Below are 25,265 nucleotides of genomic sequence, written 5' to 3'. Positions count from 1 at the left end.
CTGATCGTTCCGATCGCCATGGAAGACGGCCTGCGCTTCGCTATCCGCGAAGGTGGCCGTACCGTCGGCGCCGGCGTTGTCGCTTCCATCATTGAGTAATCGGCGGGTGCCCCCGCCGCCGCTTCAGGCGGACGGCGGGGCCCAGTCTTATCGGGAAATCTGAAATGAACGGTCAGAATATCCGGATCCGCCTCAAGGCATTCGATCACCGTATTCTCGATGCTTCCACCCGGGAGATCGTGAACACGGCGAAGCGGACCGGTGCGCAGGTACGGGGTCCCGTGCCGCTGCCGACGCGGATTGAGAAGTACACCGTGCTTCGTGGTCCGCACATCGACAAGAAAAGCCGCGATCAGTTCGAGATGCGCACTCACAAGCGCCTCCTCGACATCGTCGATCCGACGCCGCAGACCGTCGACGCTCTTATGAAGCTCGACCTGGCAGCTGGCGTGGACGTCGAGATCAAGCTCTGAGTCGGATCGAAAGGTTTACGCCAATGCGTTCTGGAGTGATCGCTCAGAAGGTGGGCATGACCCGCATTTACAACGAGGCCGGCGAGCATGTGCCGGTCACTGTACTGCGGCTCGAAAACTGCCAGGTTGTTGCTCACCGCACTGAAGAAAAGAACGGCTACACCGCACTGCAGCTTGGCTCAGGTGTTGCCAAAGTCAAGAACACGCCCAAGGCGATGCGCGGACATTTCGCGGTTGCCAAGGTTGAACCGAAGCGCACGCTGGCTGAGTTCCGCGTGAGCCCGGACAACCTGATCGAAGTCGGGTCCGAGATCACTGCCGACCACTATGTGGAAGGACAGTTTGTCGACGTCACCGGCACCTCGATCGGTAAGGGCTTTGCCGGTTCCATGAAGCGCCACAACTTTGGTGGTGGCCGCGCTTCTCACGGTAACTCGGTGTCCCACCGCGCGCACGGTTCGACCGGCCAGCGTCAGGACCCGGGCAAGGTGTTCAAGGGCAAGAAGATGGCCGGCCACATGGGTGATGCCCGTGTGACCACGCAGAACCTCAAGGTTGTCCGCACGGACGTCGAGCGCGGCCTGATCATGGTCGAAGGCTCTGTTCCCGGTGCCAAGGGCGGCTGGATCCTGGTTCGCGATGCCGTCAAGAAGGCGCTGCCGGAAGGCGTGCCGGTCCCGGGTGCTTTCCGGGCCGTTGCCGAGGCAGCCACGGGCAAGGAGAGTGAGTGATGGAACTTGAGGTCAAAACCCTCGAAGGTTCGGCCGCCGGTTCGATCACGGTGTCGGACGAGATCTTCGGTCTCGAGCCGCGCACGGATCTGATCCACCGCGTTGTGCGCTGGCAGCTTGCCAAGCGCCAGGCTGGTACCCACAAGGCCAAGGGCCGTGCCGAAGTCTCCGGCACGACCAAGAAGTTCGTCCGTCAGAAGGGCTCCGGTGGCGCCCGTCACGGCAACCGCAAGGCTCCGCAGTTCCGCGGCGGCGGCAAGGCTTTTGGTCCGGTTGTCCGTGACCATGGCCACGACCTGCCGAAGAAGGTTCGCGCCCTGGGCCTCGCCCATGCGCTGTCTTCCAAGGTGAAGGCCGGTTCGCTGATCGTTGTCGAGGACGCCAAGGCCGCTGAAGCCAAGACCAAGCTGCTGAAGGAAAAGTTCAGCAAGCTGGGCCTCGCCAACGTGCTGGTCATCGATGGTGCAGAGGTGGATGCGAACTTCGCACTCGCCGCCCGCAACATTCCGGCTGTTGACGTGCTCCCGGTTCAGGGCATCAACGTCTACGACATCCTGCGCCGCAACACCCTGGTTCTGACCAAGGCTGCTGTGTCGGCTATCGAGGAGCGGTTCAAATGAGCAAGATCGCTCACTACGACAAGATCGTCAGCCCGGTGATCACCGAGAAGGCGACTATGGCCTCGGAAGAGAACAAGGTGGTCTTCAAGGTTGCCAACTCGGCAACCAAGCCGGAAATCAAGGCAGCGATTGAAGCCCTGTTCGGCGTCAAGGTCACTGCGGTGAACACTCTGGTCCGCAAGGGCAAGGTGAAGCGTTTCCGCGGCCGCATCGGACAGCAGTCCGACTACAAGAAGGCCATTGTGACGCTCGCCGAGGGTCACTCGATCGACGTGACGACCGGACTCTAAGGCTGGGACGACAATTATGGCACTCAAGACCTTCAACCCCACGTCCCCCGGCCGGCGCCAGCTGGTTCAGGTGGACCGTGCCGATCTCTGGAAGGGCAAGCCGGTCAAGACCTTGACCGAAGGCCTGAGCAAGACCGGCGGCCGCAACAACCGCGGCCGTCTGACGGCACCGAACCGCGGTGGTGGCCACAAGCGCTCCTACCGTCTGGTGGACTTCAAGCGTCGCAAGTTCGACGTTCCGGCGACTGTTGAGCGCCTGGAATACGATCCGAACCGCACCGCTTTCATCGCGCTGATCCGTTACGAGGATGGCGAGCTGGCCTACATCCTGGCCCCGCAGCGTCTTGCTGCCGGCGACATGGTTGTGGCTGGTGAGTCCGTAGACGTGAAGCCGGGCAACGCAATGCCGCTGGCTTCCATTCCGGTCGGCACCATTGTCCACAACGTTGAGCTGAAGCCGGGCAAGGGCGGTCAGATCGCCCGTTCCGCCGGTGCTTTCGTTCAGATCGTCGGCCGCGACCAGGGTTACACGATCCTGCGTCTCATGTCCGGTGAACAGCGCCGCGTTCTGGGCACCTGCATGGCGTCCATTGGCGCCGTGTCCAACCCGGACCATGGCAACATCAACCTGGGCAAGGCCGGACGTTCGCGCTGGCTCGGCATCCGCCCGCACACCCGCGGTGTGGCCATGAACCCGATCGACCATCCGCACGGCGGTGGTGAAGGCCGCACGTCTGGTGGCCGTCATCCGGTGACCCCCTGGGGCAAGCCGACGAAGGGCAAGCGCACGCGCAGCAACAAGGCAACGGACAAGTTCATTGTTCGCAGCCGTCATGCTCGCAAGAAGTAAGAGGTACGGATCGTGACACGTTCGATCTGGAAAGGTCCGTTTGTCGACGGGTATCTGCTGAAGAAGGCGGACAAGGTTCGCGAAACCGGCCGGAACGAGGTCATCAAGACCTGGAGCCGCCGCTCGACGATCCTGCCGCAGTTCGTTGGCCTGACCTTCGGCGTCTACAACGGACAGAAGCACGTTCCGGTGCTGGTGTCTGAAGAAATGATTGGTCACAAGCTCGGCGAGTTCTCGCCGACCCGGACCTACTATGGGCACGGCGCCGACAAGAAGGCGAAGAGGAAGTAACGATGGGCAAGCCGAAGCGTGAGCGGACGCTCGCCGACAACGAGGCCAAGGCGGTCACGCGCATGCTGCGCGTTTCCCCGCAGAAGCTGAACCTCGTGGCGGCTGCAATCCGCGGCAAGAAGGTAAGTTCCGCTCTGGCGGATCTGACGTTCTCCCGCAAGCGCATCGCTGGTGACGTCAAGAAGACCCTGATGTCCGCGATTGCGAATGCCGAGAACAACCACGACCTGGACGTGGACAGCCTGGTGGTTGCCGAAGCCCATGTGGGCAAGGCCTTTGTCATCAAGCGGTTCCATGCCCGTGCACGTGGCCGCGCTGGCCGGATCGAGAAGCCGTTCTCGAACCTGACCATCGTTGTTCGTCAAGTCGAGGAGACTGCCTGATGGGACATAAAGTCAACCCGATCGGCATGCGCCTCGGGATCAACCGCACCTGGGACTCCCGCTGGTTCGCCAACAAGGGCGAATACGGCAAGCTGCTTCATGAAGATTTCCGCATCCGCGAATATCTGATGAACGAGCTGAAGCAGGCTGCGGTTTCCAAGATCGTGATCGAACGCCCGCACAAGAAGTGCCGCGTGACCATCCACTCCGGCCGTCCGGGCGTGGTCATCGGCAAGAAGGGTGCGGACATCGACAAGCTGCGCAAGAAGCTTGCTGCGATCACCGACGCAGAAGTGCACATCAACATCGTTGAAGTGCGCAAGCCGGAAATCGACGCGACCCTGGTTGCCGCTTCGATCGCCCAGCAGCTGGAACGCCGTGTTGCATTCCGCCGCGCCATGAAGCGTGCCGTTCAGTCGGCCATGCGTCTGGGCGCCCTTGGCATCCGCATCAATTGCGGCGGCCGTCTGGGTGGTGCGGAAATCGCACGCGTCGAGTGGTATCGTGAAGGCCGTGTGCCGCTGCACACCTTGCGCGCCGACATCGATTATGGCACAGCGACCGCTCACACCGCCTATGGCGCCTGCGGCGTCAAGGTCTGGATCTTCAAGGGCGAGATCCTCGAGCACGATCCGATGGCGTCTGAACGCCGCGCGACCGAAAGCTCGGATGCGAATCAGGGTGATCGCGGCCAGCGCCGGGATCGTGGTCGCGAGCGCGCTGCCTGAAAAGGCAGCGCCCGTGTAACGCAAGAACGAGAGAAGAACGATGCTGCAACCGAAGCGAACTAAGTTCCGCAAGCAGCACAAGGGCCGCATCCACGGCATGGCGAAGGGCGGTACTGACCTGAACTTCGGCGAATTCGGTCTGAAGGCCGTGGAGCCGGAGCGTGTCACCGCCCGCCAGATCGAGGCAGCCCGTCGTGCAATGACCCGTCACATGAAGCGTGCGGGCCGTGTTTGGATCCGGATTTTCCCGGATGTGCCGGTGTCTTCCAAGCCTGCGGAAGTCCGCATGGGTAAGGGTAAAGGTGCTCCGGACTACTGGGCCTGCCGTGTCAAGCCGGGCCGTATCATGTTCGAGATTGACGGCGTGCCGGAAGACGTTGCCCGCGAAGCAATGCGCCTGGCTGCTGCCAAGCTGCCGATCAAGTGCCGGTTCGTACAGCGGATCGCCGAGTAAGGCAGTCGAGGAGAGTTGAGCCATGAAGGCAAATGATGTAAGGGCAAAGACCCTCGACGAGCTCCGTACGGAACTCGAGGCACTGAAGAAGGAGCAGTTCAACCTGCGCTTTCAGAAGGCCACCGGTCAGCTCGAAAACACTGGTCGTTTCCGGCAGATCCGCCGGGATATCGCCCGGATCCAGACGATCATGCGCGATAAGCGCATGACCGCAACCGCGTAAGGAGGCCTCAATGCCGAAACGCATTTTGCAGGGCACCGTGGTCAGCAACGCGAATGACAAGACGGTGACGGTGAAGGTGGAGCGTCGCTTCACTCACCCGCTGCTCAAGAAGACCGTGCGCCGGTCCAAGAAGTACCGGGCGCATGACGAAGCGAACAAGTACCAGGTCGGCGACACGGTTCAGATCGAAGAGTGTGCGCCGATCTCCAAGACCAAACGTTGGACCGTGGTCTCCTGAGACCACGGCTCTGTTGAGCATCCGGCGCCCGTGGCAGGTGCGCCGTAGAGAGAACAAGGCGGCCAAGTCATGATTCAGATGCAAACAAACCTCGACGTGGCGGATAATTCCGGCGCCCGTCGTGTCATGTGCATCAAGGTGCTCGGCGGCTCGAAGCGGAAGTATGCCCGCGTTGGCGACATCATCGTCGTCAGCATCAAGGAAGCTATCCCGCGCGGCCGCGTCAAGAAGGGCGACGTGATGAAGGCGGTCGTCGTGCGTACGGCGAAGGACATTCGCCGTCCCGACGGCAGCGTGATCCGGTTCGACCGCAATGCGGCGGTCCTGGTCAACAACAACAAGGAGCCGATCGGCACCCGTATCTTTGGGCCGGTGCCGCGCGAGCTCCGTGCAAAGAACCACATGAAGATCATTTCGCTCGCGCCGGAGGTGCTCTGATGGCTGCGAAAATTAAAAAAGGCGACACGGTTGTCGTGCTCGCCGGTCGTGACAAGGGCAAGACCGGCGAAGTGCTGCAGATGCTGCCGACGGACAACAAGGCTCTCGTGCGCGGCATCAACATTGTTCGCCGCCACCAGCGCCAGACGCAGACCCAGGAAGCAGGCATCGTGGCAAAGGAAGCCCCGATTCACGTTTCCAACCTGGCTGTAGCCGATCCCAAGGATGGCAAGCCGACCCGCGTCGGGTTCAAGGTGCAGGAAGACGGCCGCAAGGTCCGTGTGGCCAAGCGTTCGGGAGACCTGATCGATGGCTGAGACCTACGTGCCGCGGCTCAAGACGCACTACGATGAAGTGGTGCGCAAGCAGCTGCAGGAAAAGTTCAACTACACCAACCCGATGCAGATCCCCAAGCTTGAGAAGGTCGTTCTCAACATGGGCGTCGGTGAGGCAGTTGCAGACAGCAAGAAGGTGCGCATCGCTGCGGACGACCTGGCGCTCATCGCCGGTCAAAAGCCGGTGATCACCAAAGCTGCTAACTCCATCGCCACCTTCAAGGTGCGTGAGGGCATGCCCCTCGGCGCCAAGGTGACGCTGCGCCGCGAACAGATGTTCGAGTTCCTCGACCGTCTGATCACCATCGCGCTTCCGCGCGTTCGTGACTTCCGCGGCTTGAACCCGAAGAGCTTCGATGGCCGTGGCAACTACGCCATGGGCATTAAGGAACACATCGTTTTCCCCGAAATCGAGTACGACAAGGTCGACCAGATTTGGGGTATGGACGTGGTCGTGTGCACCACGGCCAACACCGATGAAGAGGCGCGCGAACTGCTGCGCGCGTTCAACTTCCCGTTCCGCAAGTAACGCGGATATACGGGAAAGGAACGAGGAAAAACGATGGCGAAGAAGAGCGCGATCGAGAAGAACAAGCGGCGCGAGCGCCTTGTGCAGAAGTACGCTGCAAAGCGTGCTGCTCTCAAGGCCGCAGCCAAGGATGAAACGCTGTCTCTGGAAGAGCGTTTCGCCGCCCGTCTGAAGCTCGCGGCACTGCCGCGTAATTCGGCACCGAACCGCGTGCGCAACCGGTGTGAAGTCACCGGCCGTCCGCGCGGCTTCTACCGCAAGCTGAAGATGTCGCGCGTTGCGCTGCGTGAGCTGGGCTCTCTGGGTAAGATCCCGGGCCTGGTCAAGTCGAGCTGGTAAGGAGAGGCTGCGATGGCAATTTCCGATCCGTTGGGTGATATGCTCACCCGCATCCGGAACGCGCAGCTGCGCCGCAAGAACAAGGTGTCCTCACCTCATTCGAAGCTGCGTGCGCATGTGCTTGATGTTTTGGCCAAGGAAGGTTACATCCGTGGCTACACGACGGTCGAATTCGAGGACGGAAAGTCCGAGCTTGAGATCGAACTGAAGTATTTCGATGGTGAACCGGTGATTCGTGAGATCGAGCGTATCTCCAAGCCCGGCCGCCGCGTGTACTCGTCGGTAAAGAACATTCCGCATGTCGCGAATGGCCTCGGTGTGTCGATCCTGTCGACCCCCCGTGGCGTCATGAGCGACCATCAGGCGCGGGATGAGAATGTTGGTGGTGAAGTGCTCTGCCGCGTCTTCTGACGCGGCAGTGACCTTCCTATTTATGTGACAAGGTTGATCAGATGTCTCGTATTGGCAAAAAGCCAGTCCCCGTGCCGAGCGGGGTAACGGCAACGATCAACGGCCGCACCATCGAGGTCAAGGGACCGAAGGGCCAGCTGTCCTTCGTGCTCAATGACCTGGTGCTCGCCGAAATGACGGATGCCGGGATCCAGGTTGATCCCCGTAATGACAGCAAGCCGGCACGCTCCATGTGGGGCATGACCCGGACCATGATCCAGAACCTGATCACCGGCGTGAGCCAGGGCTTCGAACGCAAGCTCGAGATCACCGGTGTGGGTTACCGTGCTCAGATGCAGGGCCGCAATGTCCAGCTCGCCCTTGGCTTCTCCCACGACGTCGTTTACGAGGTCCCTGAAGGAGTTGAAGTCAAGTGCCCGAAGCCGACCGAGATTCTGATCTCCGGCATCGACAAGCAGGTCGTCGGTCAGGTCGCGGCTAACATCCGCGAATACCGTGGCCCCGAGCCGTACAAGGGCAAGGGCATTCGCTATGCGGGCGAGTTCATCGTTCGCAAAGAAGGCAAGAAGAAGTAACGGACCCGGATCATGGCGAACAGCAAAACTGCTTTCGAGCGTCGTCGCGACCGCGTGCGCCGTTCGATCAAGAAGGTGGCGAACGGTCGTCCGCGCCTTTCCGTATTCCGCTCGTCGAAGCAGATCTATGCCCAGATCATCGACGACGCCAAGGGGCACACCGTTGCCTCTGCCTCCACGCTTGAAAAGGACGTGCGGGGCTCATTGAAGACGGGCGCCGATGTGGCTGCGGCTGCAGCTGTCGGCAAGCTTGTCGCCGAGCGCGCTCTGGCCGCTGGCGTCAAGCAGGTCGTGTTCGACCGTGGCGGGTACATGTATCACGGGCGCATCAAGGCGCTTGCAGATGCAGCCCGCGAGGGCGGACTTGAATTCTGACCAGCGCTTGGCGCTCTGAAGAACGGAAGACGAATAATATGGCGAGACAGGACACACGGGAGCGCGATCGCGAAGAGCGCGACAGCGAGTTCGTCGACAAGCTCGTACACATCAACCGCGTCGCGAAGGTGGTCAAGGGTGGCCGCCGCTTCGGCTTTGCCGCGCTCGTCGTCGTGGGTGACCAGAAGGGCCGCGTTGGCTTCGGCCACGGCAAGGCTCGCGAAGTGCCGGAAGCGATCCGCAAGGCAACGGAAGCTGCCAAGCGTGCAATGGTTCGCGTGCCGCTGCGCGAGGGCCGTACGCTTCATCACGATGTCGAGGGCCGTCACGGCGCCGGCAAGGTGATCCTGCGTGCAGCTCCGGCTGGTACCGGTATCATCGCGGGTGGCCCGATGCGCGCCGTGTTCGAGACGCTTGGCGTCCAGGACGTGGTTGCCAAGTCGCTTGGCTCCTCGAACCCGTACAACATGGTGCGCGCAACCTTTGCAGCCCTGACCAAGGAAGACAGCCCGCGTGCTGTCGCGGCCCGTCGTGGCCTCAAGGTCTCGGTGCTTCAGGGCCGCCGCCGCGACAACGACGAAACGGTTCCGGCAGGTGCCGAGGCTTGAGGCCCGGCACTCCGGTAACCAGTTGAACGAGGGGTAGTTCCATGGCGAACACCGAAAAGACCGTAACGGTCGAGCAGATCGGCAGCCCGCTGCGCCGTCCCAAGGAGCAGCAGGCAACCTTGATCGGCCTCGGCCTGAACAAGATGCACCGCCGCTCGACGCTCAAGGACACTCCGGAAGTGCGCGGCATGATCCGCAAGCTTCCGCACCTCGTCCGCATCGTTGACGAAGCGTGAGGGCAGGAGAGAAGACTATGAAGCTCAATGACCTGCGGGACAATCCTGGTTCCGTTAAGGAGCGTACCCGCGTTGGCCGCGGTATCGGCTCCGGCAAGGGCAAGACCGGTGGCCGCGGCGTGAAGGGTCAGAAGTCCCGTTCCGGCGTGGCGATCAAGGGCTTCGAAGGTGGTCAGATGCCGCTGCATCGCCGCCTGCCGAAGCGTGGTTTCACCAACATCTTTGCCAAGGACTTCAACATCGTGTCGCTCGGCCGCGTGCAGGTTGCTCTCGACGAGGGCAAGCTGGATGCCAAGGCTTCGATCACGGTTGAGGCTCTCAAGGCTGCCGGTATCGTCAAGCGCGTCAAGGACGGCGTCCGCCTCCTGGCCGATGGCGAGCTGAAGGCCGCAGTGACCTTTGAAGTTGCTGGTGCTTCCAAGACGGCTGTTGAGGCTGTCGAGAAGGCTGGCGGCAAGGTCGTGATCCTCGGAGCTCAGGCCGAATAGGCCTGGGCTTCGCCCTTTTTCTCGGACAGCAACCTCCGGAGAACGGCATGGCATCCGCTGCCGAACAGCTGGCATCAAATCTCAATTTCTCAGCTTTCGCGAAGGCTGAAGAACTCAAGAAGCGCATCTGGTTCACGCTGGGGGCGCTTTTGGTTTATCGGTTCGGCACTTACATCCCGCTGCCCGGGATCAATCCGGCCGCTTTTGCACAGGCCTTCAGCCAGGCTCAGTCTGGCGTGATCGGCATGTTCAACATGTTCGCCGGCGGCGCCGTCGAGCGTATGGCGATCTTCGCCCTGGGCATCATGCCCTACATCTCCGCTTCCATTATCATGCAGCTGATGACGACTGTCGTTCCGACACTCGAGGCGCTGAAGAAGGAAGGGGAGCAGGGCCGCAAGGTCATCAATCAGTACACCCGCTACGGCACGGTGCTTCTGGCGATTGCACAGTCCTATGGCATCGCGGTCGGGCTTGAGGGTTCGGCCAATGTGGTGACCGATCCGGGCTGGTTCTTCCGTCTTTCCGCTGTTCTCAGCTTGACGGGCGGCACCATGTTCCTGATGTGGCTGGGTGAGCAGATCACCTCGCGCGGCATTGGTAACGGCATTTCGCTGATCATCTTCGCCGGCATCGTGGCCGGTCTGCCGACTGCGCTCGTGTCGCTGTTCGAGCTGGGCCGTCAGGACGCCATTGCGGGCTGGCTCATTCCGGTGCTTCTCATTCTGGCGGTTGGCGTGATTGCGCTGATCGTATTCATGGAGCGGGCGCAGCGCCGGCTTCTGATCCAGTATCCGAAGCGTCAGGTTGGCAACAAGATGTTTGAGGGCAACACCTCGTTCCTGCCCCTCAAGCTCAACACCGCTGGCGTCATCCCGCCGATCTTCGCCTCGTCGCTTCTGCTCATTCCGGCAACCATTGCCGGGTTCTCCGCGGGCAGCGGTCCGGCCTGGCTGACGACGGTGACGACGCTGCTTGGTCATGGACAGCCGCTGTACATGATCTTCTATGCGGCAATGATCGTGTTCTTCTGCTTCTTCTACACGGCTATCGTGTTCAGCCCGTCGGAAACGGCGGACAATCTGAAGCGGCACGGCGGTTTCATTCCGGGAATTCGTCCGGGCGAGCGTACGGCTCAATTCATTGACCATGTGCTGACCCGCATTACGGTACTGGGCGCCATCTACATCACGGCGGTCTGCCTATTACCCGAATTCCTCATTTCCGCGACGGGCGTTCCGTTCTATTTCGGGGGAACCTCGCTGCTGATCGTTGTGAGCGTCACGATGGACACCGTTTCCCAGATCCAGGGCCATCTGCTTGCGCACCAGTACGAGGGGCTGGTGAAGAAAGCAAAGCTCAGGGGGAAGCGTAGATGAGGTTGATTCTGGTCGGACCTCCCGGTGCAGGGAAGGGTACTCAGGCGGCCCGGCTTGTTGCCAAACATGGCATTCCGCAACTGTCGACCGGCGACATGCTTCGTGCCGCCGTCGCAGCCGGAACCGAGGTCGGCCTCAAGGCCAAGGCAGTGATGGACGCCGGCGGGCTCGTCTCTGACGAGATCGTTGTCGGCATCATCCGGGACCGGATTGGCGAAGTGGATGCACAGAAGGGGTTCATCCTCGATGGCTTCCCGCGCACGCTGGCCCAGGCCGAGGCTTTGGATCAGATGCTCGCAGAAAACCGCATCGGTCTCGATGCGGTGATCGAGCTGCGGGTGGACCAGTCCAAGCTCGTGTCGCGAATCATCAACCGTGCGGAAGAGGCGAAGGCTGCCGGCCAGCCGGTCCGTAAGGATGATGATCCGGAAGTCTTCAAGCAGCGTCTTGAAGCCTATAACCGCGATACGGCCGTGGTCATTCCCTACTACGAGAAGAACGGCCTTCTCACGGTCATCGATGGCATGCAGCCGATTGATGATGTGACGGCTGCCATTGCCGCCGTTCTTTCGAAGCTTGACGAACGGGTTGAGAGCCGGTAAACACCGCGCTCTAATCCTCAAGATTATGTGCCGATCCCGGAGATACCGGGGCCGGCACATTCTGTGCTGGTCAAAGCCAGCCAATAAACTCCCGCAAGGGCCGGGCTCCACCGGACGCGGGGAAATGCAACCGCGGTGCTTAAAGCCGCAAGATATGGAGACGCACGTGGCACGTATTGCTGGCGTTAACATCCCGACGAACAAGCGCGTTGTCATCGCGCTTCAGTACATTCACGGCATTGGTGCCAAGTTCGCGCAGGAAATCATCGAAAAGGTGAACATTGCGCCGGAGCGCCGCGTGAATCAGCTGTCTGACGCCGAAGTGCTGGCGATTCGCGAGACCATCGACCGCGACTACCTCGTGGAAGGTGACCTGCGCCGCGAAACCGCGATGAACATCAAGCGCCTGATGGACCTTGGCTGCTACCGCGGCCTGCGTCACCGCCGCGGCCTGCCGGTCCGTGGCCAGCGCACCCATACGAATGCTCGCACCCGCAAGGGTCCGGCAAAGCCGATCGCAGGCAAGAAGAAGTAATCTGCCGCTACGGCTGGTGTAGCCGCCGGTATTACGGCGGTGCAGAGATCAAACCAAGGAATATAGAATGGCTAAGGACACGACACGCGTGCGCCGCCGCGAACGCAAGAACATCTCTTCTGGCGTGGCACACGTGAACTCCACGTTCAACAACACCATGATCACCATCACCGACGCGCAGGGAAATGCGATTTCCTGGTCGTCCGCTGGTGCTCTCGGCTTCAAGGGTTCGCGTAAGTCGACCCCTTATGCGGCTCAGGTTGCTGCAGAAGATGCAGCCCGCAAGGCTTCCGAGCACGGCATGCGCACGCTTGAGGTCGAAGTTCGTGGTCCCGGTTCGGGCCGTGAGTCGGCTCTGCGCGCCCTGCAGGCTGCCGGCTTCCTCATCACGTCGATCCGCGATGTGACGCCGATCCCGCACAACGGGTGCCGTCCGCGCAAGCGCCGCCGCGTCTGAGGTCATTTGACTTTCAGATACCTGGTTTCCTCCAATGGCGAAGAATGGCCGGCGAGCTCCGGCGGGACAGCCGACGAGGTAAGAACGTGACGATTCAGAAGAACTGGCAAGAGCTGATCAAGCCGAACAAACTGGAAGTGAAGCCGGGTGAAAATCCGCGCACGACCGGTACCGTGGTCGCCGAGCCGCTTGAGCGCGGCTATGGCCTCACGCTCGGCAATGCCCTGCGCCGCATCCTGCTTTCCTCGCTGCAGGGTGCTGCCGTAACGGCTGTGCAGATCGACGGCGTTCTGCACGAATTCTCGTCCATTCCGGGCGTGCGCGAAGATGTGACGGACATCATCCTGAACATCAAGGAAATCGCGATCCGCATGGAAGGCGAGGGCCCCAAGCGCATGGTTGTGCGCAAGCAGGGTCCCGGTGTCGTGACCGCTGGTGACATCCAGACGGTTGGTGACGTCGAAGTGCTGAACCCGGAACTCGTGCTCTGCACCCTCGATGAGGGCGCGGAAATCCGCATGGAGTTCACGGTCAACACCGGCAAGGGCTACGTGGCAGCCGAGCGGAACCGTCCTGAGGACGCTCCGATTGGTCTGATCCCGGTCGACAGCCTGTACTCCCCGGTCAAGAAAGTGTCCTACAAGGTTGAAAACACCCGTGAAGGCCAGGTTCTTGACTATGACAAGCTGACGCTGACGGTCGAAACCGATGGTTCGGTGAAGCCGGAAGATGCGGTGGCTTATGCGGCGCGCATTCTGCAGGACCAGCTTTCGATCTTCGTCAACTTCGAAGAGCCGAAGCGTGAGATCGCAGAAGACAGCGTTCCGGAACTGGCATTCAACCCGGCCCTTCTCAAGAAGGTCGACGAGCTCGAGCTGTCCGTTCGTTCGGCAAACTGCCTGAAGAACGACAACATCGTTTATATCGGCGATCTCATCCAGAAGACCGAGGCGGAAATGCTCCGCACGCCGAACTTCGGCCGCAAGTCGCTTAACGAGATCAAGGAAGTTCTCGCACAGATGGGTCTCCATCTGGGCATGGACGTGGCCAACTGGCCGCCGGAGAACATCGAGGACCTCGCCAAGCGCTACGAGGACCATCAGTACTAAGGGGCGGTTTCGCCCCTGGCAGAACAACAGGGCGGCAGTCCCGCAGAGGATGCCCGCTTAACGTCTAAAGGAGAAGGCCATGCGCCACGGTAAATCCGGCCGCAAGCTCGGCCGCACCACGAGCCACCGTACTGCGATGTTCGCCAACATGGCGGCCTCGCTGATTGAACACGAAGCCATCGTCACGACGCTGCCGAAGGCCAAGGAAATGAAGCCGATCATGGACAAGCTTGTCACCCTCGGCAAGCGCGGCGATCTGCATGCCCGCCGTCAGGCGATCTCGCAGGTTCGTGACGTTGCCATGGTCCGCAAGCTGTTTGACGTGCTCGCCAGCCGTTACAAGGAGCGCAACGGTGGTTACACCCGCGTGGTCAAGGCTGGCTTCCGTTATGGCGACAGCGCGCCGATGGCTGTGATCGAGCTGGTTGACCGTGACATGTCTGCACGCGGCGCTGCCGACCGTGCCCGTCACGAAGCGGAACAGGCTGCTGAGAACGCAGCGTAAGGTTTCGGAAGTATAGACGACTGTGAAAGGCGGGCCCTGTGCCCGCCTTTTGCTTTTTCTCGATATTTTCTGCTGAATTTGTGTGTCAGCTCAGTTCACTTGTCAAAATTATCTTGTTCTTAAGATCATTAAGGAGATGCTGCCCCCACTTTTCCTTTCCATGGAGCTGGGTGCGCTATGAGCGGAAGTCAGAATGCCGGCGTGAAGAGCCGGAGCTTTTTACGTCTTTCCACGATTATACCTGCTGTCACTGTAGGCCTTGCATTGGTTTCCTGTGCAGTGGTTGGGGTGATTGGTTATACAACCGGCCGCGACGGCCTTGAAAAGGCGGGCGTCTCCGAGCTGGGCTTGATGGTGCAGTCGCGCCACGCCCTGCTTTCCGCCAAGTTCGATGGTATTCAGTCTGATCTGTCGAACCTTGCCTCGGGCGCAGCCGCGACGCTGCTCATGAAGGACCTGGCGAGCACCCGGGCGAACCTCGGCACCGACATGGAGTCGATCCGCAGCTACTATCAGGCTGCAGGCAGTAGTGCTGCCGACCGCGCCGAGCTGACGGGCAAGACCAACAAGACCATGTATTCCTGGCGTCATGGTGAGCTGCATGGCTCATTCCTGTCGGCCTGGAAGGCTGGCGGCTACGGCGATATCTACGGCATCACCAACGACGGCCTCGTTCTTTATTCCGTGACCAAGGGCGACGACTTCCTTCAGTCGGTCACCGACGGTTCTCTGGCCGCGACAGGTCTTGGCGAAGCGTTCAAGCTGGCTGCGGGCCAGCCGGCCGGCACACAGGTAGCAACGGGCTTCAGTGAATATGGAGCGGATGCAACTCCGTCGATGTTCCTGGCCCAACCCGTCTATGTGAACGAGTTCGGTGAAAGCAAGTATCTCGGCGTCATCGCTATGCGCGTAACGTCCCCGATGCTGGACAAGGTTCTCGCAGACCGCGAAGGGCTTGGCGAAACTGGACAGACCTACCTGGTTTCTCAGGGTGGTATGGTGCTGACCACGATGCCGGCGCTGGATTTCCCGACAGCACTGAAGTTCCAGGCGGAGGGCAAGCCTATCGATGACGCCCTGCGTGGCGTCGAGTCGTCGGGGCAGGTGACCGGCAAGGATGGCCTTGACCGTATGGTTCTGGCTGAGCCTATCAACTTCATGGGGCAGACCTATGCGGTTGTCGCCGACAAGACCATGGAAGAGACCCTGAGTGCCGTCACCGCCATGCGTGACCGGATGATCATGCTGACGCTGATCACGCTCGCTGTCGTTGCTGTGGTTGCTCTGCTGTTCTCACGCACCATCACCAAGCCGCTTCAGGTGCTGGTTCAGGCGCTGACGTCCATTGCCAATGGCAACCTCTCGCAGGACATTTCTGCGGCCCGCCGCGGGGATGAAATCGGTGAGATTGGCCGTGCGGTTCTGCAGATCCGCGAGAACGCGGCTGCCGAGCAGGAACGCCGTGCTGAGGAAGAGGCAATTGCTGCCCGCTCCCAGGCTGAACAGCGCCAGCAAATGCTCTCCGGTCTGGCCGCCGAGTTCGAGGCGTCCGTTGGCCGCGTGGTTGAAACCGTTTCCCGCTCGGCGCAGAGCCTGCAGTCTGCAGCTCGCGAGGTGCAGGAAATGACGCAGTCGGCTGGTGACAGCGCGTCGCGTGCGGCTGACATGTCCAATCAGGCCATGGAAGAAGTGCAGTCGATCGCTTCGGCATCGGACCAGCTTTCGAGCTCGATCCGCCAGATCTCCGAGCTGATCGCCCGTTCGTCCAGCGTGGCCCAGACGGCAACAATCCGTGCCCAGGCCACCAACACCACCGTGCGTTCGCTGGCAGAAGCTGCCAACCGTATCGGTGAGGTGGTGACACTGATCTCGGACATTGCCGACCAGACCAACCTGCTTGCCCTCAATGCCACCATCGAGGCGGCGCGTGCAGGCGAGGCCGGCCGGGGCTTTGCCGTCGTGGCATCGGAAGTCAAGGAACTGGCCTCGCAGACCGGCAAGGCAACCGGCGAAATCCAGCAGCAGATCGACGCGATCCGCAGCGCCACGGATGATGCCGTTGCTGCTATCGCCGAGATCCAGGAGACCATCAGCGAAATCACCATGTCGGTGACCGAGGTGTCTTCCGCCGTCGAGGAGCAGAGCGCCGCAACGCAGGGCATCGCTGACAACACGCAGCGTGCAGCACGCGGCACCGAAGAGGTGACGAGCAACATCCGCCGGGTGAACGATGTGACCGAGCGCACGGGCACCGCTGCTGACGGCTTCGTTGCATCTGCCAGCGAGCTGAGCAGTCAGGCACGCCACCTCGACGAGGAGGTCCGCTCCTTCCTGTCGCAGGTCCGCTCCGCCTGAACCCATCAAGCTGCAATGCCGGGCCGCAAGGCTTGGCATTGCAGGACGGGCTTCCTATCTGGCATGTATCGAATCCGGCCTTCGTGCCGGATTCTGCGTTTAAAGGGAGCTTTCACGATGGCCTTGGTCCACCGCCGTAAACTGTCTGCTAGCCTTGCCTTGCGGACTTGTTTCCACGCTCTGCTGGCCGTTTCCCTGTCAGCCGGCTCGACGCTTCTGGGGGCCATTGCCGTGCCCGGCACTGCCGGCACCGCCATTGCCCAGGAACGGCAGGTTCCAAAGAGCGAAGCGGAAATCACGCTCTCGTTCGCTCCAATCGTCAAGAAGGTGGCGCCTGCGGTCGTCAATGTCTATGCGACGCGGATGGTGGAGCAGCGGCAGCAGGTCTCGCCCTTTCTGGATGACCCCTTCTTCCGGCGCTTCTTCGGCGTGCCTGATAATGTGCCCGGCGGACAGCGCAAGCGGGTGCAGTCATCGCTGGGGTCCGGCGTGATCATTTCGCCGGAAGGCATCATCATCACCAACAATCACGTCATCGAGAATGCCGACGAGGTGCGTGTCGCACTCAGCGACCGGCGTGAGTTCGATGCCGACATCATCCTCAAGGACGAGCGGACGGATCTGGCCGTGCTGAAGATCCGCGAAGGCGGCAAATTCCCGACTGTTGAATTTGCTGATTCGGACGGGCTGGAAGTCGGTGACATGGTGCTGGCCATCGGCAATCCCTTCGGTGTTGGACAGACGGTGACACAGGGTATCGTCTCGGCTCTGGCGCGCACGCAGGTTGGCGTGACCGACTATCAGTTCTTCATCCAGACCGATGCCGCCATCAACCCGGGCAACTCGGGCGGCGCGCTGGTCGACATGCACGGACGGCTGGTCGGCATCAACACCGCGATTTTCTCCCGTTCCGGCGGCTCCATAGGCATCGGCTTTGCGATCCCTGCCAATATGGTGCGTTTTGTCGCCACTTCGGCGCAGACGTCCGGCAAGGTGCAGCGGCCCTGGCTCGGGGCGACGGTTCAGGTTGTGGGCGCCGAGATTGCCGAAGCTCTCGGCCTCGACCGGCCGCGCGGCGTGCTGGTCACCAAGGTTTTCCCGGGCTCCCCGGCCGACAAAGCGGGGCTGAAGGTCGGTGACCTCGTGACGGCAGTGGACGGGGCGGAGGTGCTCGATCCAGACTCCTTCGGCTACCGTTTCGCCACGAAACAGCTGGGCGGAGCAGCAGAATTCACCTTCCTGCGCAACGGATCGGAACTGCAAGCGGATGTGCCGCTGAAGGCTGCGCCCGAAACCCCGGCGCGCGATGCCCGCAAGATCGAGGCCTACTCGCCTTTTGCTGGCGCAACGGTGATGAACCTTTCTCCGGCTGTTTCGGACGAGCTGCGCCTCGACACGATGGATGAGGGCGTGGTGATCAGCGAGATTGCGCAGGGCTCTCCGGCCAACCGTGTGGGCCTGCGGCCAGGCGATATTATCGTAGGTGTGAACGAACAGAAGGTCGCCAGCACGGCAGAGCTTGACCGTATGCTCAAACGGCCTGCAAGGTTCTGGCTTCTTGATATCAAGCGGGGCGGGGAGACGACACGTCTTGCCCTGCGCGGCTGATGATGCAGTTGATCCGTCATGAGTGACCTCTTTTCCGCTTCCGGGCAGATGCTTGCCTCCCAACCCGCCGGGCCGCGCCCGCTGGCAGACAGGCTGCGGCCGAAGCGGCTGGAGGATGTTGCGGGGCAGGACCATCTGCTGGGCCCCGATGGCACGCTGTCGCGCATGCTGCGCAACCGCAGCCTTGGCTCACTGATCTTCTGGGGGCCGCCAGGCACCGGCAAGACGACGGTGGCCCGGCTGCTGGCCGCGGAAACAGATCTGGGCTTTGAACAGATCTCGGCGATCTTTTCCGGCGTTGCCGATCTCAAGAAGGTGTTTGAAGCCGCCCGTGCCCGGCGCATGGGCGGACGGGGCACGCTGCTGTTCGTGGACGAAATCCACCGCTTCAACCGCGCCCAGCAGGACAGCTTCCTGCCGGTGATGGAAGACGGCACCATTACTCTGGTTGGCGCGACGACCGAGAACCCGTCCTTTGAGCTGAACGCGGCGCTTCTGTCGCGCTCTCACGTGATGACCTTCCGCTCGCTGGACCGTGAGGCCGTGGAGCGGCTGCTGGCGCGGGCAGAAGTGGAAGAGGGCAAGCCTCTGCCGCTCGATGAAGAGGCGCGCGGCGTGCTGGTGCGCATGGCAGATGGGGATGGACGCTCGGCTTTGACACTGGCGGAGGATGTCTGGCGAGCGGCTGGGGAGGGGGAAGTCTTCACCGCAGCGCGGCTGCAGGAGATCGTCCAGCGCCGGGCGCCGATCTATGACAAGAGCCAGGACGGCCACTACAATCTGATTTCCGCCCTGCACAAGTCCGTGCGCGGTTCGGACCCTGATGCGGCGCTCTACTGGTTCGCGCGCATGCTCGATGGCGGCGAGGACCCGCTTTATCTCGCCCGCCGCCTGATCCGCATGGCGGTGGAGGACATCGGCCTTGCCGACCCCCAGGCGCTGACACAGGCGAATGCTGCGCGCGATGCCTATCAGATGCTGGGCTCGCCGGAAGGGGAACTGGCGCTGGCGCAATGCGTGGTCTATCTGGCGACTGCGCCAAAGTCGAATGCGGTCTACACGGCCTACAAGGCGGCGGTGCGCGCGGCCAAGAGCCATGGTTCGCTGCTGCCGCCAAAGCACATTCTGAATGCCCCGACCAAGCTGATGAAGTCCGAAGGCTACGGTGACGGTTATGCCTATGACCATGACCAGCCGGACGCCTTCTCCGGTCAGGACTATTTCCCCGAAAGCATGGGACGGCAGGTCTTCTATGATCCCGTGGAGCGCGGCTTTGAGCGCGAGTTGCGCAAGCGCCTCGAATACTGGTCGAGACTGCGGCGCGAGCGCGGCGGCGGGTGACAGGGTAAGATACAGCTGACCATTCCCCGAACTTCGCCTTGCCGTCCGAGGGCGGCTGCGCGATGCTGGCGGCCTGTCGGTCCGGGGATTCGCCCATGAAGCAGATCGAGATCCGCCTCGCGCTCGTGTTCTACGGCGGTGTTTCCCTTGCCATCTACATGCATGGCGTCAGCCGCGAAGTCCTCAATCTCGTCAAGGCCTCCAGCCTCAACGCCTCGCGCGATCCGCAGGAGGCTGCGGAGGAGACGGCAGCCGGAACGCTGTCGCCGTCCACACTTGCCTATCTGGAGCTGCTGCGCGCCTATGAGCCGGATGTGAATGTCCGAGTGGTGGTGGATGCCATTGCCGGGGCATCGGCAGGCGGTGTTAACGGGGTGATGCTCGCCCGTGCCATCGCCCATGATCTGCCTCTGGATGCCCACCGCGACCTCTGGCTTGAGAATGCGGATGTGACGCGGCTTGCCAAGCCGCAGGACGGCATCACCCGTTACCTCAAGAGCGGCATGTCTCCGGTAATCGACCGGCTGATCACCTCGGGCCTCAAGGCGCAGATCGACAGCCCGGAGACCCGCGACAAGCTGCGTCTGCTCACTCAGTCGCGCTGGTTCACCCCGCCGTTTTCCGGTTCGCGCTATTGCGGCTGGATGCTGGATGCCTGCCACGCCATGGACGCCAGCTGGCGCGAGGGCGCAACCCTGGTGCCGCGCGGACAGAAGCTGGAGCTGTTCGTCACCCTGACCGATTATTACGGCCGCCGCCAGCGCATCCGCATTGATGAACCGGCTTTCATCGAGGAGCGGGAACACCGGCGCATTCTGCGCTTTTCCTGCGAGCACCGCATGCCGGGCGTTCTGGACAGCAGTTTCACCCCGCGCCACATTCCCGGTCTTGTCTTTGCCGCCCGTGCGACTTCCTCTTTCCCCGGTGCATTTCCACCCGCAACAGTGGGGGAAATGGACAAGCTGCTGGCAGAGAGGGGCGAGGTCTGGGAGACACGCGAGAGCTTCCTGCGTGACACGCTTGGCGGGCCGGTGGATGATGTGGAGCGGCGCTGCTTTGTCGATGGCAGCGTTGTGATGAACAAGCCCTTTGGCCCCGTCATCGAGGCCATAGACGAGCGGCCAGCCACCCGCGAGGTCGCCCGGCGGCTGGTCTATGTCGACCCGGTGCCCTTCAACGGCAAGGGCGTAGGTCCAAATGGCAATGGCGATACGGTGCCGGGCTTTTTCCGGGTGATCCTGTCTTCGCTCGCCCATATTCCGCGCAACGAACCCGTGGGGGATGATCTCAAGGCCATTGAGGCACGCAACCGGCGGGCGCGGCGCCTTGCCGAGGTGATTGCCGCCACCGATCCGCTGGTGGATGCGGAGGTGGGGCGGATCCTGCCGGCCGCCTCCAGCCAGCCACTGACCATCGAGGAGCTGACCCGTTGCCGGGTGAAGGCGAACGAGGCAGCCCACGTGCAGGCGGGCTATGCCTATCTCAGCTACCAGACGCTGAAGGTGGAGGCGCTGGCCGAGCGGCTGGCGGGTCTCGTCTGCGAGCTGGGCGCAAGGGCAGGGGCAGAGCTGGATCTGGATGATGTTCTTGCCCGCCTCAAGGCTGGGCTGCCGGATGCCATGGACGCGGGCAACTTCGGGTCATCGCAGGCTCTCATCAGTATGCTGAAGGGGCTGGATGTGGACTACCGCATCCGCCGCCTGAGGTTCGTGGTGCGCAAGCTCAACAGCTTTTATCAGTCCCGCAGCCATGATGTGGCCGTCCAGAAGCCGGATGATCTCGATGCGCTGAAGCGTGAACTTTACGAGCAGATCGACATGCTGCTGCGCTGCTGGAACGCTGCGGCCTATCCGCAGGCTATGTGCGAGCTTGCGGCCGGACTTGCCACAGATGATGGTCCGGAGGCTGTGGAGGCGGTGCTTGCCGCGATCCGCGCCCACATGCGTCTTGGAGATCTGGACCGGCTGCAGGATGACATTTTCGCGGTGATGACCTTCACCTATCTGGTGCCGGGCCTCCGCCAGGAGCTGACACGCGCCTATGTGGGCTTTGCCTTCTATGATCTGGTAACGCTGCCCGTATTCCAGCGCACGGACTTTTCGGAAGTGAACGAAACGCTGATCGACCGGATCAGCCCGCGTGATGCCAGTTCCCTGCTGGACGAAGGCTTTGTGCTGAAAGGATCGGCGCTGAACACTTTTGGTGCGTTCTTCAACCGGTCCTGGCGCGAACATGACTATCTCTGGGGCCGGCTGACGGCGGCTGACCGGCTGATGCGCATCGTCCAATCGTCCATCGGCAGCCGGGTGCTTGCCCCGGCCGAAGAACAGAGGCTGAAGCGCAATCTGTTTCTGGCGATCGTTGACGAGGAGGCACCGCATCTGAAGGCGGACCCAGCTTTGATCCTAGCAGTGCGGCGCCTGATTGAAGAACGGGTTGGCCTGGACAGCAAAATGGAAGCGGAGGAGCCGCTTCCGCAGGAAGGTTGAGGGAATGGGTAGTTTTCTGATCGTCGCGCTTGGCGGCGGCATCGGTGCGGCGCTGCGCCATGGGGTCAATCTGTTGACCTTGCGCTGGTTCGGGCCGAATTTTCCCTATGGCACGCTGACAGTGAATGTGGCCGGATCGCTGATCATGGGCCTCTTCATCGGCTTGCTGCTGCGTTACAATCCCGGCACGTCGGCGGGTCTGCGGCTTTTCGTGGCGACCGGCATCCTCGGCGGCTTCACCACTTTTTCCGCCTTCTCGCTGGACATGGCGCTGCTGTGGGAGAGGGGGGCTGTGCATATGGCGCTGCTTTATGTGGTCCTGTCGGTTCTCCTGTCCATCCTCGCGGTCTTTGCCGGTCTTGCCATTGCGCGCAGTGTTGGAGCGTGAAACTCCGGCCTTTCGGACCTTGTGACACTCTTGAGCTGCGAAATCTCTTCCCTTGCGGGCCAAGGACGCTTAAGAGGAGCACAACAACAGCTGCGCCCTGCCGGGCCGGTTTGACGTGCCGCGTTGGCCGTCCCGGATACCCGCTCCAAGCCGGGCAAGCGCCAGAACGAGACCCATATGTCCGCTATTGAACTCAAGACCGTGTCCGCCGATGAGGCTGGCATGCGCCTCGACCGTTGGTTCAAGGTCCATTTTCCGGGCCTTGGCTTCGGCCACCTGCAGAAGCTGCTGCGCACCGGCCAGGTGCGCGTCGACGGCAAGCGCGCCGAAAGCGCCACGCGCCTTGCTGCCGGGCAGAGCGTGCGCATCCCGCCGCTCGGCATCGAGATCGAGGCGGACGACCGCAAGAACGCCCGGCCGAAGTCCACAAAGCTCATCGATGACGATCGCAAGGCCATCGAGGACATGATGCTGTTCGAGGACAGCATGGTGATGGTGCTGAACAAGCCCGCAGGTCTTGCTGTACAGGGCGGTTCGGGCCTGCGCCGCCATCTCGACGGCATGCTGGATGCCTTCACCGACAGCAAGGGCAACAAGCCGCGCCTTGTGCACCGGCTGGACCGGGAGACCTCTGGCATCATCCTCGTCGCCAAGACCCGTCTTGCTGCGCAGGAGCTGACCAAGTCCTTCCGCCACCGTAACACCCGCAAGATCTACTGGGCGATGCTGGCCGGGGTGCCGAAGCCCAAGCAGGGCCGTATCTCCACCTATCTCGCCCGTGACGAGAGCGAGGAGCGCATGCGCATTGCCCGTCATGGTGAGGATGAGGCCCAGCACGCCGTGTCGCTCTACAATGTGGTTGAGCAATCAGCGCAGAAACTGTCCTGGGTGACCATGAAGCCGGTGACCGGCCGCACCCATCAGCTGCGCGCCCATGCGGCCCACATTCATCACCCGATCATCGGGGACGACAAGTATTTCAACGTGGAAAACTGGGAGCTGCCCGGCGGCATCCAGAACCGCCTGCACCTGCTGGCCCGGCGTATCATCATTCCGCACCCCTCGGGTCACGGCAAGATCGACGTCTCCGCGCCGCTGCCCCCGCACATGCAGCAGACCTGGAACCTGCTCGGCTTTGATGTTGCCGATTATGTTCCGGAGCTGGACGAGGAAGACTGAGGAACTGGCCTGCCCATGTATCTTGTGATCTTTGACTGCGACGGCACGCTGATCGACAGCCAGGAAACCATCCTGCACGGGCTTGAGGTTGGCTTTGCCGCCGCTGGGCTGCCGATGCCCGGCCGCAAGGAAGCGCTGTCCATCGTCGGCCTGTCGCTGGAACAGGCATTCGCCCGTCTGGTGGGCCCGGAACACCGCAGCAAGGTGGGCATGATGTCCGAGGCCTATCGGGCTTCCAAGCGCAGCCGCCGCGAGGCAGGCCTTGATCACGATCCGCTCTATCCGGGCGCCCGCGAAGCCATCTTGCGCCTTGGCGCGCGCGACGATGTGCTGCTGGGCATCGCCACTGGCAAGGCCCGCCGCGGCGTGGATCACATGTTGAAGCTGCATGATCTGGAAGGGCGATTTGTTACCATCCAGACCGCTGACACCAGCCCCTCCAAGCCGCATCCCGATATGGTACTGCGGGCCATGGGCGAAACGGGCGCCGAACCCCTGCGCACGGTGATGATCGGCGACACCAGCTTTGACATGGAAATGGCACGGGCCGCCGGCGCTCTCGCCGTCGGCGTGTCCTGGGGCTATCACACGGCTGACCTTCTGCATGGGGCAGGGGCCCATGCGGTGATAGACCAATTTGATGCGATCGACGGCGCGATTGCCCGCTGCCTCGGCTGGACACTGGAGACCCTTTGATGCGCGATATCTTTGAAGAGATCCACGCGAACCTTGCCAAATATGATCCGGTCGAGCGGGCCAAGGAACTCTCGCGCCGCGAATTGCCGAAGCGCTTCTATGATACTGCTTCGTCCGCTCCCGCTGAGGGGGGGCACGCAGTGCTGCTGGATGGCCGCGCGGTGAAGACGCCGGGCCGCAAGCCGTTGCTTCTGCCTGATGCCCGCCTCGCTGCCGCCGTTGCTGCCGAATGGCATGCGCAGGAAAAGGTGATCAACCCCGGCATCATGCCGCTGACCCGCATCGCCAATGCGGCCATTGATGCGGTCGGCGACCGCTTTGCGGAAGTCGCCGATGAGATCGCCCGTTATGCCGGGAATGATGCCCTGTGCTACCGCGCCAGCGAGCCGGAGCGCCTGACCGAACGCCAGCGCCAGATCTGGGATCCGCTGCTGGCCGCTGCAGAAGCCGAACTCGCCGGACGTTTCCGCCTGTCCGGCGGCATCATGCATGTGGCGCAGGACGAAAGCCTTGTTGCCGCCTTCCGCAAGGCGCTGGATGGTTTTTCGGCGCTGGAACTGGCCGCCCTGCACACGGTGACGACCGTCACGGGCTCGGCCGTTATCGCGCTGCTTCTCGCCCGCCGCAATCATGCCGCCGCAGACCTCTGGGCCGCTGCCCATGTGGACGAGGACTGGAACGCGGAACTCTGGGGTGAAGACGCCGAAGCCCGCCGCATCCGCGCCTACAAGAAGACCGAATTCGATGCCGCAGCGCTGATCCTGGGGCACGGATAAGGCGAAAGCAATTTTATTTCAGATAGTTGAGGCAACTCTCTGAATCAAACTTGCAGCAGCTTGAATCAACTTTCGAGCCTGTTGAATCTGATTACCGCGCAGTTGAATCAGTTTCTCATCCGCTTGAATCTGAGTGTGAGCACAGCCTTTCCCACCACTCCGCGCCGCCCCGGCCTTGTGCCGGGGCCTGTAAGGCTGTCACTGCCCGAAACGAATGTCCCGTCTGGGCGC

General features: G+C 62.0%; 36 protein-coding genes. All 36 read left to right on the top strand.

Annotated features, from left to right (window positions below; translation table 11 throughout):
• Positions 1-99 (top strand): EF-Tu C-terminal domain-related protein (locus V6L75_RS12025; RefSeq protein ID WP_343224728.1); only part of this gene is annotated, 99 nt, incomplete at its 5' end.
• A 65-nt stretch (positions 100-164) separates the two neighbouring features.
• Positions 165-473, top strand: a complete 309-nt coding sequence (gene rpsJ / locus V6L75_RS12020; RefSeq protein ID WP_013652482.1) for a 30S ribosomal protein S10 — start codon at positions 165-167, stop codon at positions 471-473.
• A gap of 23 nt (positions 474-496) precedes the next feature.
• Complete coding sequence (rplC, locus tag V6L75_RS12015) at positions 497-1,204, top strand: 50S ribosomal protein L3 (protein ID WP_019965871.1); 708 nt, start codon at positions 497-499, stop codon at positions 1,202-1,204.
• Positions 1,204-1,824: a 50S ribosomal protein L4 gene (gene rplD / locus V6L75_RS12010; protein ID WP_019965870.1), complete on the top strand. Its 621-nt coding sequence runs from the start codon at positions 1,204-1,206 to the stop codon at positions 1,822-1,824. The genes rplC and rplD overlap by 1 nt, the downstream gene beginning before the upstream one ends.
• Entirely contained in the window at positions 1,821-2,114 is a 294-nt protein-coding gene (locus tag V6L75_RS12005) for a 50S ribosomal protein L23 (protein WP_019965869.1), read from the top strand. Before rplD ends, V6L75_RS12005 begins: the two co-directional genes overlap by 4 nt.
• Before the next feature lie 16 nt (positions 2,115-2,130).
• Positions 2,131-2,964 carry a 50S ribosomal protein L2 gene (gene rplB / locus V6L75_RS12000; RefSeq protein WP_019965868.1) on the top strand — a complete coding sequence of 278 codons (834 nt, stop codon included), beginning with the start codon at positions 2,131-2,133 and terminating at the stop codon, positions 2,962-2,964.
• A 12-nt stretch (positions 2,965-2,976) separates the two neighbouring features.
• Positions 2,977-3,255: a 30S ribosomal protein S19 gene (rpsS, locus tag V6L75_RS11995; RefSeq protein ID WP_019965867.1), complete on the top strand. Its 279-nt coding sequence runs from the start codon at positions 2,977-2,979 to the stop codon at positions 3,253-3,255.
• Positions 3,256-3,257: 2 nt separating this feature from the next.
• A complete protein-coding gene (gene rplV / locus V6L75_RS11990; protein WP_019965866.1) occupies positions 3,258-3,638 on the top strand; it encodes a 50S ribosomal protein L22 in 381 nt (126 codons plus the stop codon).
• Positions 3,638-4,366 carry a 30S ribosomal protein S3 gene (gene rpsC, locus V6L75_RS11985; protein WP_019965865.1) on the top strand — a complete coding sequence of 243 codons (729 nt, stop codon included), beginning with the start codon at positions 3,638-3,640 and terminating at the stop codon, positions 4,364-4,366. The genes rplV and rpsC overlap by 1 nt, the downstream gene beginning before the upstream one ends.
• 40 nt (positions 4,367-4,406) lie before the next feature.
• Positions 4,407-4,820 carry a 50S ribosomal protein L16 gene (gene rplP, locus V6L75_RS11980; RefSeq protein ID WP_019965864.1) on the top strand — a complete coding sequence of 138 codons (414 nt, stop codon included), beginning with the start codon at positions 4,407-4,409 and terminating at the stop codon, positions 4,818-4,820.
• Between the two features lie 22 nt (positions 4,821-4,842).
• The gene (gene rpmC, locus V6L75_RS11975; RefSeq protein ID WP_019965863.1) at positions 4,843-5,043 is read left to right on the top strand and encodes a 50S ribosomal protein L29; all 201 of its coding nucleotides are present in this window, start codon (positions 4,843-4,845) and stop codon (positions 5,041-5,043) included.
• 10 nt (positions 5,044-5,053) lie between these two features.
• Positions 5,054-5,281: a 30S ribosomal protein S17 gene (gene rpsQ / locus V6L75_RS11970; RefSeq protein WP_019965862.1), complete on the top strand. Its 228-nt coding sequence runs from the start codon at positions 5,054-5,056 to the stop codon at positions 5,279-5,281.
• A gap of 69 nt (positions 5,282-5,350) precedes the next feature.
• Positions 5,351-5,719, top strand: a complete 369-nt coding sequence (rplN, locus tag V6L75_RS11965) for a 50S ribosomal protein L14 (RefSeq protein WP_013652493.1) — start codon at positions 5,351-5,353, stop codon at positions 5,717-5,719.
• Positions 5,719-6,036 carry a 50S ribosomal protein L24 gene (rplX, locus tag V6L75_RS11960; protein WP_334251735.1) on the top strand — a complete coding sequence of 106 codons (318 nt, stop codon included), beginning with the start codon at positions 5,719-5,721 and terminating at the stop codon, positions 6,034-6,036. Before rplN ends, rplX begins: the two co-directional genes overlap by 1 nt.
• Positions 6,029-6,583 carry a 50S ribosomal protein L5 gene (gene rplE / locus V6L75_RS11955; RefSeq protein ID WP_019965860.1) on the top strand — a complete coding sequence of 185 codons (555 nt, stop codon included), beginning with the start codon at positions 6,029-6,031 and terminating at the stop codon, positions 6,581-6,583. Before rplX ends, rplE begins: the two co-directional genes overlap by 8 nt.
• 33 nt (positions 6,584-6,616) lie before the next feature.
• Positions 6,617-6,922 carry a 30S ribosomal protein S14 gene (rpsN, locus tag V6L75_RS11950; RefSeq protein WP_055456856.1) on the top strand — a complete coding sequence of 102 codons (306 nt, stop codon included), beginning with the start codon at positions 6,617-6,619 and terminating at the stop codon, positions 6,920-6,922.
• A 12-nt stretch (positions 6,923-6,934) separates the two neighbouring features.
• The gene (gene rpsH, locus V6L75_RS11945) at positions 6,935-7,333 is read left to right on the top strand and encodes a 30S ribosomal protein S8 (protein ID WP_334251734.1); all 399 of its coding nucleotides are present in this window, start codon (positions 6,935-6,937) and stop codon (positions 7,331-7,333) included.
• Between the two features lie 41 nt (positions 7,334-7,374).
• Positions 7,375-7,908 carry a 50S ribosomal protein L6 gene (gene rplF / locus V6L75_RS11940; RefSeq protein WP_334251733.1) on the top strand — a complete coding sequence of 178 codons (534 nt, stop codon included), beginning with the start codon at positions 7,375-7,377 and terminating at the stop codon, positions 7,906-7,908.
• 12 nt (positions 7,909-7,920) lie between these two features.
• The gene (rplR, locus tag V6L75_RS11935) at positions 7,921-8,283 is read left to right on the top strand and encodes a 50S ribosomal protein L18 (protein ID WP_334251732.1); all 363 of its coding nucleotides are present in this window, start codon (positions 7,921-7,923) and stop codon (positions 8,281-8,283) included.
• A gap of 38 nt (positions 8,284-8,321) precedes the next feature.
• Positions 8,322-8,891, top strand: a complete 570-nt coding sequence (gene rpsE / locus V6L75_RS11930) for a 30S ribosomal protein S5 (RefSeq protein ID WP_019965855.1) — start codon at positions 8,322-8,324, stop codon at positions 8,889-8,891.
• 41 nt (positions 8,892-8,932) lie between these two features.
• The gene (rpmD, locus tag V6L75_RS11925; RefSeq protein ID WP_019965854.1) at positions 8,933-9,127 is read left to right on the top strand and encodes a 50S ribosomal protein L30; all 195 of its coding nucleotides are present in this window, start codon (positions 8,933-8,935) and stop codon (positions 9,125-9,127) included.
• Positions 9,128-9,144: 17 nt separating this feature from the next.
• Positions 9,145-9,615 (top strand): 50S ribosomal protein L15, encoded by a 471-nt coding sequence (gene rplO, locus V6L75_RS11920; RefSeq protein WP_334251731.1) that lies wholly within the window; start codon positions 9,145-9,147, stop codon positions 9,613-9,615.
• 47 nt (positions 9,616-9,662) lie between these two features.
• The gene (secY, locus tag V6L75_RS11915; protein ID WP_334251730.1) at positions 9,663-10,994 is read left to right on the top strand and encodes a preprotein translocase subunit SecY; all 1,332 of its coding nucleotides are present in this window, start codon (positions 9,663-9,665) and stop codon (positions 10,992-10,994) included.
• Complete coding sequence (locus V6L75_RS11910) at positions 10,991-11,596, top strand: adenylate kinase (RefSeq protein ID WP_334251729.1); 606 nt, start codon at positions 10,991-10,993, stop codon at positions 11,594-11,596. Before secY ends, V6L75_RS11910 begins: the two co-directional genes overlap by 4 nt.
• Before the next feature lie 166 nt (positions 11,597-11,762).
• Positions 11,763-12,131: a 30S ribosomal protein S13 gene (rpsM, locus tag V6L75_RS11905; protein WP_026355986.1), complete on the top strand. Its 369-nt coding sequence runs from the start codon at positions 11,763-11,765 to the stop codon at positions 12,129-12,131.
• Between the two features lie 67 nt (positions 12,132-12,198).
• Entirely contained in the window at positions 12,199-12,588 is a 390-nt protein-coding gene (rpsK, locus tag V6L75_RS11900) for a 30S ribosomal protein S11 (RefSeq protein ID WP_019965849.1), read from the top strand.
• A 44-nt stretch (positions 12,589-12,632) separates the two neighbouring features.
• Positions 12,633-13,697 carry a DNA-directed RNA polymerase subunit alpha gene (locus tag V6L75_RS11895; protein WP_019965848.1) on the top strand — a complete coding sequence of 355 codons (1,065 nt, stop codon included), beginning with the start codon at positions 12,633-12,635 and terminating at the stop codon, positions 13,695-13,697.
• A gap of 79 nt (positions 13,698-13,776) precedes the next feature.
• Positions 13,777-14,202: a 50S ribosomal protein L17 gene (gene rplQ / locus V6L75_RS11890; RefSeq protein ID WP_026355984.1), complete on the top strand. Its 426-nt coding sequence runs from the start codon at positions 13,777-13,779 to the stop codon at positions 14,200-14,202.
• 288 nt (positions 14,203-14,490) lie between these two features.
• Complete coding sequence (locus tag V6L75_RS11885; RefSeq protein ID WP_334251727.1) at positions 14,491-16,557, top strand: methyl-accepting chemotaxis protein; 2,067 nt, start codon at positions 14,491-14,493, stop codon at positions 16,555-16,557.
• Positions 16,558-16,674: 117 nt separating this feature from the next.
• On the top strand, positions 16,675-18,165 hold the full coding sequence (locus V6L75_RS11880) for a DegQ family serine endoprotease (RefSeq protein WP_334251726.1): 1,491 nt from the start codon (positions 16,675-16,677) through the stop codon (positions 18,163-18,165).
• Positions 18,166-18,183: 18 nt separating this feature from the next.
• Positions 18,184-19,506: a replication-associated recombination protein A gene (locus tag V6L75_RS11875; protein WP_334251725.1), complete on the top strand. Its 1,323-nt coding sequence runs from the start codon at positions 18,184-18,186 to the stop codon at positions 19,504-19,506.
• A 95-nt stretch (positions 19,507-19,601) separates the two neighbouring features.
• Positions 19,602-21,995: a patatin-like protein gene (locus V6L75_RS11870; protein WP_334251724.1), complete on the top strand. Its 2,394-nt coding sequence runs from the start codon at positions 19,602-19,604 to the stop codon at positions 21,993-21,995.
• Positions 21,996-21,999: 4 nt separating this feature from the next.
• Complete coding sequence (gene crcB, locus V6L75_RS11865; protein WP_334251723.1) at positions 22,000-22,383, top strand: fluoride efflux transporter CrcB; 384 nt, start codon at positions 22,000-22,002, stop codon at positions 22,381-22,383.
• A gap of 177 nt (positions 22,384-22,560) precedes the next feature.
• A complete protein-coding gene (locus tag V6L75_RS11860; protein ID WP_026355981.1) occupies positions 22,561-23,562 on the top strand; it encodes an RluA family pseudouridine synthase in 1,002 nt (333 codons plus the stop codon).
• 15 nt (positions 23,563-23,577) lie between these two features.
• Positions 23,578-24,258 carry an HAD-IA family hydrolase gene (locus tag V6L75_RS11855; RefSeq protein ID WP_334251722.1) on the top strand — a complete coding sequence of 227 codons (681 nt, stop codon included), beginning with the start codon at positions 23,578-23,580 and terminating at the stop codon, positions 24,256-24,258.
• The gene (locus V6L75_RS11850) at positions 24,258-25,034 is read left to right on the top strand and encodes an ATP12 family chaperone protein (RefSeq protein ID WP_334251721.1); all 777 of its coding nucleotides are present in this window, start codon (positions 24,258-24,260) and stop codon (positions 25,032-25,034) included. Before V6L75_RS11855 ends, V6L75_RS11850 begins: the two co-directional genes overlap by 1 nt.
• Positions 25,035-25,265 lie beyond the last annotated feature (231 nt).

The organism is Pannonibacter anstelovis, from assembly GCF_036881715.1.
GTDB lineage: Bacteria > Pseudomonadota > Alphaproteobacteria > Rhizobiales > Stappiaceae > Pannonibacter > Pannonibacter anstelovis.
This window is presented reverse-complemented; position numbering and strand designations above follow the sequence as displayed.